This is a genomic window from Mesorhizobium sp. M7A.F.Ca.US.014.04.1.1 (genome assembly GCF_003998745.1).
Classification (GTDB): domain Bacteria; phylum Pseudomonadota; class Alphaproteobacteria; order Rhizobiales; family Rhizobiaceae; genus Mesorhizobium; species Mesorhizobium ciceri.
The window spans coordinates 1-7,866 of the sequence record NZ_RZRW01000267.1 but is presented as its reverse complement, the minus strand read 5'-3'; the positions used below and the strand labels follow the sequence as shown (position 1 = coordinate 7,866).

Genomic DNA, 7,866 nt, shown 5'->3' with positions numbered 1-7,866 from the left:
TCGAGGACGAGCAGGGCTGGCACGCCGTCGGCGGCAGGCGAGGCGTTGCAGAGATTGCCGGCGACCGAGGCGACGTTCTGGATCTGCGCCGAGCCGACCTCTCGCGCCGCCTGCTTCAGCGCCTCGAAGGCCGGCGGCAAGGGATGGCGGACGATGTCGGTCCAGGTCGTGCGCGCGCCGATGACGAAATGGTCGCTCGCCTCGGCAATGCCGCACAGCGCCGCCAGGCCGTTAATGTCGAGAACATTGTCGCGGATCGGTTTGCTGCCCTGTGCCGGATAGAAATCGGTGCCACCGGCAAGGATGCGCCAGGCGCCCTCGCCAAGCAAAGCGAGCGCTTCGTCGACCGAGGTGGGTTTCGCGTAACGGATCACGCTTTGCCTTCCCGAAAAGAGGCCTTCCAGAGCTGGTACTTCGAAAGATCCTTCCAGCACAGGGGTCGGAAAATTCATTCGTATGCAAATGATATCAAGCTGGCAGGATTTGTCAAAGCCGGAGTTTGCCGCGGCGCCGCCGGCACGCATTTGTTATGGCTTGAGAGGTTGACGCGGCCGGCCATCTGGTCAAGTTTCTGCGTCCGGTCGCGTCAGCGGCATTTTCCACTGGAGCCTGCATACGGAAGAGGAAAGCCCATGGCCGACGAAGCGCTTGTCGTCATCGACCTGCAGAACGATTTTTGTCCCGGCGGCGCGCTGGCGGTTGCCGGCGGCGACGAGATCGTGCCGCTGGTCAACGACCTGATCCGGCGAACCGACCATGTCGTGCTGACGCAGGACTGGCATCCCGCCGGTCACTCCAGCTTTGCTTCCAGCCATCCGGGCGCGCAGCCCTTCACCATGATCGAAATGCCGTACGGCCAGCAGACGCTGTGGCCGGACCACTGCATCCAGGGCAGCCTGGGCTCGGATTTCCATTCCGGCCTCGCCTGGACCAAGGCCGAGCTCGTCATTCGCAAGGGATTTCGGCCTGATATCGACAGCTACTCGGCCTTCTTCGAGAACGACCGCACGACCCAGACCGGCCTTGCCGGCTACCTCCGGGAGCGCGGCATCGACACGCTGACCCTGGTCGGGCTGGCGACCGATTTCTGCGTCGGCTTTTCGGCGCTGGATGCCGTCAGCCAGGGCTTCAAAACCACAGTGCGGCTGGATGCCTGCCGCGGCATCGATCTCAACGGTTCGCTCCATGCCACGCTGCAGCGCATGCGCGACGCCGGCGTGAGGCTCGAAGACCCTTTGTCGGACTGACGGATCGTGAGGCGCAAGAGGGGCTTTTTGTGGGTCGCGACGAAGGCGGCAATCGTCGTGGCCGTGCTGTTTCCGGCACAGGCTTTCGGGGCGGAGGAACACGGCCTGCCCGGCGCTTCGATGTCGCTGTGGTGGGCGCTGCCCTTTGCCGGGCTGCTGTTGTCGATCGCCACTGGTCCGCTGCTGTTTCTTCATGTCTGGGAGCATCACTACGGCAAGATCGCGGCCCTTTGGGGCGCTCTGGTGGTCCTGCCGCTGGCGGTCGCCTTCGGTGTCCCCACAGCGACCGAAGCGGTGCTGCATGCGTTGCTCACCGAATACATGTCGTTCATCATCCTGCTGTTTGCGCTGTTCACCATTTCCGGCGGCATTCTCCTTGCCGGCAACATTCACGGCACGCCGCTGGTGAATGCCGGCCTGCTGCTGGTCGGCGCGCTGCTGGCCTCGGTGATCGGCACGACCGGTGCCTCGATGATCCTGATCCGGCCGATCATCCGCGCCAACGATAACAGGCGGTTCAACGCCCATGTCGTCATCTTCTTCATCTTCCTGGTGTCCAACATCGGCGGCTCGCTGACGCCGCTTGGCGATCCGCCGCTGTTCGTCGGCTTCCTGCGCGGCGTCGACTTCTTCTGGACGACGACGAACCTCTGGCGCGAGACGCTGTTCGTCGGCGGTGTCGTGCTGGGCATTTTTCTGGTGATCGACATCATCCTGCACCGGCGCGAGGCTGGCGCGCCGAAGATCAAGGACCCGACACCGGATACCAAGGTGCGCCTGCGCGGCCTGGCCAACCTTCCGCTGCTGGCGGGGGTGATCGGCGCCATCCTGCTATCGGCGGCTTGGAAGCCGGGCGTCAGCTTCTCCGTGTTCGGCGTCAGCCTGGAACTGCAGAACCTGGTGCGCGACGCCATGATCCTGGCGCTCGCCCTCGTTTCACTTGTCATTTCGCGCAAGGAATACCGCGAGGCCAATGGCTTCAACTGGGGTCCGATAGCAGAGGTGGCCAAATTGTTTGCCGGCATCTTCATCTGCATCGTGCCGGTCATCGCCATCCTCAGGGCAGGCCATGAGGGTGCGCTGGCGCCGCTGGTGTCGCTTGTGAGTTCTTCCTCCGGCCAGCCCAACGATCTCGCCTATTTCTGGCTGACCGGGGCGCTGTCATCCTTCCTCGACAATGCGCCGACTTATCTGGTGTTCTTCGAGCTTGCCGGCGGTGACCCCCGGCACCTGATGACGGAGTTCGCTTCGACGCTTGCCGCGATCTCGGCCGGCGCGGTGTTCATGGGCGCCAACACCTATATCGGCAATGCGCCGAATTTCATGGTCTACGCCATCGCCCGACATCGCGGCGTGAAGATGCCGGGCTTTTTTGGCTATATGGCATGGTCGGGCCTGGTGCTGATCCCGACATTTTTGGTAGCGGGTTTTCTGTTCTTCGGCTGATCAACCCACGCCGACATAACGGCGCACCGCCGACGGGTCGGCGCGCAATTCCTCGACATCGACCGTCTCGCGGTTGCGGCCGTTTTCGACGAAAGCAACGCGGTCGGCGACAGAAAGCACTGCATCGACCCGTTGTTCGACCAGGATGGTCGACACGCCCATGTCACGCAGCGTCGACACCGTCTCGCGGATCTTGGCGATCATCGACGGCATCAGTCCTTCGGTCGGCTCGTCGAGCAATAGCACCTGCGGTTCGAGGCAGAGTGCACGCGCCATCGCCAGCATCTGCTGTTCGCCGCCGGACAGTGTGCCGGAACGCTGCCGCAGCCGCTGGCGCAGCAATGGAAAGAGGTCGAGCACGTTTTCACGCGTCGCCTTGCCTTTGCCGCGCGCCATCAGGCCGATCTCGATGTTTTCCGCCACCGTCATTTCGGCGAACAGTCGCCTTCCCTGCGGCACATAGGCGACGCCGGCCTTCGGCACCTCATGCGCCGGCAGGCCGGTCAACTCCTTGCCATCGAGCCTGATCGAGCCGGCGCTCGAGGGGACCAGCCCCATGATGGCCTTGAGTGTCGTCGTCTTGCCGGCGCCATTGCGGCCGAACAGGCACAGCACCTCGCCTTTGTTCAGCACCAGGTCGAGGCCATAGAGCACCTGGACCTCGCCATAGAAGCAGTCGAGCCGCGAAATGGTGAGTGCTTGAGGCGTGGCCTCGGCCTGGTTTGCCTCGGTCATGGGGCAGTCCCCAGATAGGCTTCCTGCACCGCCGCGTTTTCGCGGATCGCTTCGGGCGTGCCTTCGGCGAGGATCTTGCCGGCATTGAAGACAGTGATGCGGTCGGCCAGCTGCATGACGACAGGCATGTTGTGCTCGATCAGAAGCACGGTGGCGTTCTTGGCGATCTCGCGCACCAGGGTGATGAAATTGTCGATCTCGCTGTCGGCCAGCCCTTGCGTCGGCTCGTCGAGGATCAAAAGGCGCGGCTTCAGCGCCAGCCCCATCGCCACTTCCAGCAGGCGCTGATGGCCGTAGGACAACTGCCCGGCCGGCATGTGGGCGCGATCGGCCAGGCCGGTGCGTTCGAGTGCGGTCATGACAGCGGCCTGTATCGCGCTCCTGGAATGGCTGCCATGCCGCAGCGTCAGTTGCGCGGGCAGCGCGACGTTGGCGTAGACGGACAGGTTGGCATAGACGCTGGTGAGCTGGAAGGTGTAGGCGATCCCCCTGCGGACCCTGACATAGGCAGGCAGATTGGTGATGTCGGCGCCGTCGAAGACGATCATGCCGGCAGACGGCTGGATGCGGCCGCTGACCAGGCTGACGAAGGTGGTCTTCCCCGCTCCATTGGGGCCGATCACGGCGCGGATTTCGCCCGGCATCAAGGAGAAATCCACACGGTCGACGGCACGCAGGCCGCCGAAGTCGCGAGAAAGGCCCTTGGTGGTCAAAAGCGGCATCATGGCAGCCACCCGAGCCAGCGCTGCCTAATGCTGCCCAGAATGCCTTTGGGGAAGAACAGCACAAGCAGGATCAGCGCGATGCCGACGATCAGCAGATAGGCGGAGGTGTAGCCGCTGGTGATATCGATGACATAGTACATGAACAGCGTGCCGATCAGCGGCCCGAGCGTTGTTGCAGCACCGCCCAGCAGCACCCACAGCAGCGGCAGGATCGAATACTGCACCGACGCGAAGCTCGATCCGACATAGCCGAACAGCAGCGCATAGGCGGCACCCGAGCCGGCGCAGATGATGCCGGAGATGACGACGGCGGCGAGCTTGTTGGAGAAAGTGTCGTATCCCAGCATCTTCGTCCGCTCCTCATTCTCGCGGATGGCGACCAGCACGCGGCCATACCGGGAGCGGACGATGGCCAATGTGACGAGAAGCACGATCGAAAACAGCGCCAGCGCCGTCATGTAGCGAACGGTCGGATTGGTGAGCTCGAGCGATGTCGCGCCGAAGGTGAGCACACGGGCCGGCTGCGGCACGACCATGCCCTGGTCGCCGCCGGTCCACGTCGCGAAGTAGAGGATGAGGAGGTAGAACACTTGCGCGAACATCATGGTGACGATCATGAAGGCGACGCCGGTGGTGCGCAGCGCCAGCAGGCCGATCACGAGTGACACAACAACACCACAGGCAAGCCCCGCGGCGAACGCCGCTGGTACGCTCCAGCCGAGCTGGATGACGGCAAGGCCGGCGCCATAGAGCCCGGCGGCAAAGAACATGGCATGGCCGAGGCTGAGCAGGCCGACATAGCCGAACAGCATGTTGTAGCCCATGGCGAACACTGCCAGCACCATGATGCGGGCGAGCAGGCCGTGATAGTATTCCGGCAGAAGGAAGCTCAGCACGAAAAGCAGCCCGACGACGCCGAGATGCATGGCATAGGCTTTTACCGGCGAAGCTTCGCTCATCGCGACCTCGTCCCGAACAAGCCTTGCGGACGGAACACCAGCACCATGGCGACCAGCAGCGTGGCGATGATCTTGGCCAGCGTCGGCGAGAAGAACATCGAGATGATGCCGTCGGAGAGACCGATCAGCACGGCGGCGACGACCGTGCCGCGCAGCGAGCCGAGGCCGCCGATGATGACGACGATGAAGGAGAGCAGCAGCGGGTCCTGCCCCATCAGGTAATGCGCCTGGCTGATCGGCACGATCAGCACTGCGGCAATGGCCGCCAGCATGGCGCCAAGCGCGAAGACGCCGCCATAGACGCGGCCGACGGGGATGCCGAAGGCCTGCGCCGTCTCGCTGTCATACTGCGTGGCGCGCATGACGAGGCCGACCTTGGTGCGCGTCAGCACCAGCCATGTCGCGGTGAGCAGCAGCGCGGAAGTGGCGATGACAGACAGTTTGTAGCCGGAGTAGCCGAACCACGGCAGAAGGATGCGGTAGCTGAACGGCGGCTCCACCGGCCGCGCCTCCGGACCGTAGAAGGTCAGCGCCAGCTGCTGGATGATGTAGAGCATGCCGATGGTGGCGACGATGGTGGCTTCCGGATTGTAGTTGAGCCGGCGCAGCACCAGCCGTTCGGCGACCAGCGCAATGGCGCCGACGATCAGCGGAGCAATCACAAGTGCGGCCAGGAAGCCGAGCGCCGGATGGCCGCCAATGGCTGTGGTGATCGCCCAGGCGAGCACGGCGCCCAGCATGAAGAACTCACCGTGCGCGACATTGACCACCCGCATGACGCCGAACACCAAGGACAGGCCGAGCGCGGTCAGCGCCAGCACGGCTGAGGTGACGAGGCCTTCGAGGGCGGCGAGGAGGAGGTGGGGACCGAAGTGCATGCTACACGCCCAGCGATAGCGCAATCGCGCCCCTTGCGGGGGGTGAGGAGTGGTCCGCGCAGCGGACGGAAAGCCAATTGCTTGGCTTTCCGAACGACGAACGCCCGGAGCGACAGCGAAGGGCCGGGTCCGGCAGGCCAGAGGGGGGGGCCTTGGCGCTCACGCTGCTGCGCTAAGCTCACAGCGCCTGCGTCGTATAATCCCCTTCGGCCTCGTAAAGTCCGTCCTCGATCTTGGTCTTGTGCACGACCTTGAGCTTGCCGCCTTCGATCTTGGAGATGTTCTGGATGCCAAAGCACTGGTGGATCTTGCCGTTGAAGGTCTTCGGTCCCTGCGGATGTTCCGGACCTTCGGCGAATTCGGTCAGCGCCTCGGTCGCCTCGACCAGCTTGGCGCGGTCTTCCGGTCCCTTGTAGCCGGCGTCCTCCATCGCCTTCTTGACGACGTAGAGCGTTTCCCAGCAGCCGAACATGTGGGCTGCGGTGGAGACGTCCTTGGGGTCGCCGACGGCGGCGCCATTGTCGTCGATGCCGACAGCAGCGCGATAGGCCTTCTGCGCCTCGGAATCATCGGCCTGCGCATAGCGCGGCGAGCCTTCCCAGAAATGGCTGCCATCGAGGAATTCGAGGCCGGGGCTGTTGATGTCGGTGGCTTCGAGCGAATCGATGAAGCCGAACAATTGCGGCCGGTTGGAGCCGTAGAACTCACCAAGCTCCTTGACGAAGGTGAGCACGGCCGGGCCGACCATGACGTGGTAGATCACCTCGGTCTCGGCCGGGATCTGCGGAAAATACTTGGTGAAGGACGATTCTGTCGGCGGGATGGCGATCTGCGCGATGACCTCGCCGCCTTGCGCCTTCAGCGCCGGCGGCAGGTAGTCGCGGTGGTCGTAGCCGAAGGCGAAATCCGGGAAGATCTGCGTCACCTTCTTGCCTGCATTGGCCGCGATCCACGGCGCCATCGACTGGATCTGGCTCTTCACGTCGGTGATGCCGGGCTGGAAGACATAGCGGTTCAGCTTGGTCGAGGCGACGTGATGGCCTTCGCTGACGACGAAATAGGGCATCTTGTTTTCGCCGGCGGCGGGCGCCGAGCCGATGACGACATGCGAGAACAGCGTGCCGAAGACGATGTCGGTCTTGTGCTGGGTGGCGAACTTGCCGACCACCTCGGCGCCACGGCCGGGATCGGTGCCGTCATCCTCGATGATCACCTCGACCTGGCGGCCATTGATGCCGCCGGCGGCATTGATCGCCTTGACCGCGGCAGCCGTCGTCTTTTCGTACCAGCGGCCATAGGCAGCGCCGATGCCGGTGCGGTGCGACTGGAAGCCGATCTTGATCGGCGCCGAACTCTGCGCCTGGGAATAGCGGACGAAGCCAGGGGCAAGGCCGAGGCCGGCGCCTGCGGCCAGACCTTTCAGTGCGGTGCGGCGGGTGAGCGTGGATCTGGAGAGATCGAAAAACCCATTCTTGTCAGTCACGGCAGTTCCCCTGTTTTTGAGTTTTGACTGGCTGCAACGAGGCAAAAAATCGCATGTGTACAAACTAAATCACCAAAGCCCCGACGTGGCAAGCGGGCTTTCCCCGAAGGCATGCTGGTCGCCTTTTCTCATCCGACAGTCGGCGTGGCAAGCAACCAGAGGCCGAAGACGGTGTAGGCGACCATCAGCAAGGTAAGCGGGAACTGGCTGAGGGCCGCGCGGGAGGGCTGTGGGTGCAGGCGCCAGGCGAAGCCGTGAGCGACGAGGACGGCGAGCACATGCCCCAGGATGATGGCGCCGGCCTGGATATTCCACAGCCACCACGCAGAGTCCGCCCCCGCAACGATGCCGGCCTCGATCTGCATATCGGCGGTGCCCAAAACGGTCCAGCCC

At 63.9% G+C, this 7,866-nt stretch carries 8 protein-coding genes and 1 pseudogene; 2 read left to right on the top strand and 7 right to left on the bottom strand.

Annotation, left to right across the window (positions count from 1 at the left end; translation table 11 throughout):
• Positions 1-374: FAD binding domain-containing protein (locus tag EOA22_RS18310; protein WP_206521298.1), on the bottom strand; the 374-nt coding region annotated here is incomplete at its 3' end.
• A 258-nt stretch (positions 375-632) separates the two neighbouring features.
• Between EOA22_RS18310 and pncA the strand changes: the two genes are divergently transcribed.
• The gene (gene pncA, locus EOA22_RS18305) at positions 633-1,247 is read left to right on the top strand and encodes a bifunctional nicotinamidase/pyrazinamidase (RefSeq protein ID WP_063169737.1); all 615 of its coding nucleotides are present in this window, start codon (positions 633-635) and stop codon (positions 1,245-1,247) included.
• A 27-nt stretch (positions 1,248-1,274) separates the two neighbouring features.
• Positions 1,275-2,693 (top strand): sodium:proton antiporter, encoded by a 1,419-nt coding sequence (locus EOA22_RS18300; RefSeq protein WP_063169738.1) that lies wholly within the window; start codon positions 1,275-1,277, stop codon positions 2,691-2,693.
• Here EOA22_RS18300 and EOA22_RS18295 read toward each other — a convergent pair whose 3' ends face one another.
• The 6 genes and pseudogenes from EOA22_RS18295 to EOA22_RS18270 all read right to left on the bottom strand — a co-directional run.
• Positions 2,694-3,428, bottom strand: coding sequence for an ABC transporter ATP-binding protein (locus EOA22_RS18295; protein ID WP_063169739.1), 735 nt, complete (start codon positions 3,426-3,428; stop codon positions 2,694-2,696).
• Complete coding sequence (locus tag EOA22_RS18290) at positions 3,425-4,153, bottom strand: ABC transporter ATP-binding protein (RefSeq protein ID WP_063169740.1); 729 nt, start codon at positions 4,151-4,153, stop codon at positions 3,425-3,427. Before EOA22_RS18290 ends, EOA22_RS18295 begins: the two co-directional genes overlap by 4 nt.
• Positions 4,150-5,112 carry a branched-chain amino acid ABC transporter permease gene (locus tag EOA22_RS18285; RefSeq protein ID WP_063169741.1) on the bottom strand — a complete coding sequence of 321 codons (963 nt, stop codon included), beginning with the start codon at positions 5,110-5,112 and terminating at the stop codon, positions 4,150-4,152. Before EOA22_RS18285 ends, EOA22_RS18290 begins: the two co-directional genes overlap by 4 nt.
• Positions 5,109-5,990, bottom strand: coding sequence for a branched-chain amino acid ABC transporter permease (locus EOA22_RS18280; protein WP_063169742.1), 882 nt, complete (start codon positions 5,988-5,990; stop codon positions 5,109-5,111). Before EOA22_RS18280 ends, EOA22_RS18285 begins: the two co-directional genes overlap by 4 nt.
• A 178-nt stretch (positions 5,991-6,168) precedes the next feature.
• A complete protein-coding gene (locus tag EOA22_RS18275; RefSeq protein ID WP_013528442.1) occupies positions 6,169-7,473 on the bottom strand; it encodes an ABC transporter substrate-binding protein in 1,305 nt (434 codons plus the stop codon).
• Between the two features lie 128 nt (positions 7,474-7,601).
• A pseudogene (locus tag EOA22_RS18270) lies at positions 7,602-7,866 on the bottom strand (hypothetical protein); the annotation flags it as partial.

Excerpts from the sequence above, each read along its gene's own strand:
- pncA (WP_063169737.1), top strand. The coding sequence starts at position 633 with ATGGCCGACGAAGCGCTTGTCGTCATCGACCTGCAGAACGATTTTTGT.
- EOA22_RS18295 (WP_063169739.1), bottom strand. The coding sequence starts at position 3,428 with ATGACCGAGGCAAACCAGGCCGAGGCCACGCCTCAAGCACTCACCATT.
- EOA22_RS18290 (WP_063169740.1), bottom strand. The coding sequence starts at position 4,153 with ATGATGCCGCTTTTGACCACCAAGGGCCTTTCTCGCGACTTCGGCGGC.
- EOA22_RS18285 (WP_063169741.1), bottom strand. The coding sequence starts at position 5,112 with ATGAGCGAAGCTTCGCCGGTAAAAGCCTATGCCATGCATCTCGGCGTC.
- EOA22_RS18280 (WP_063169742.1), bottom strand. The coding sequence starts at position 5,990 with ATGCACTTCGGTCCCCACCTCCTCCTCGCCGCCCTCGAAGGCCTCGTC.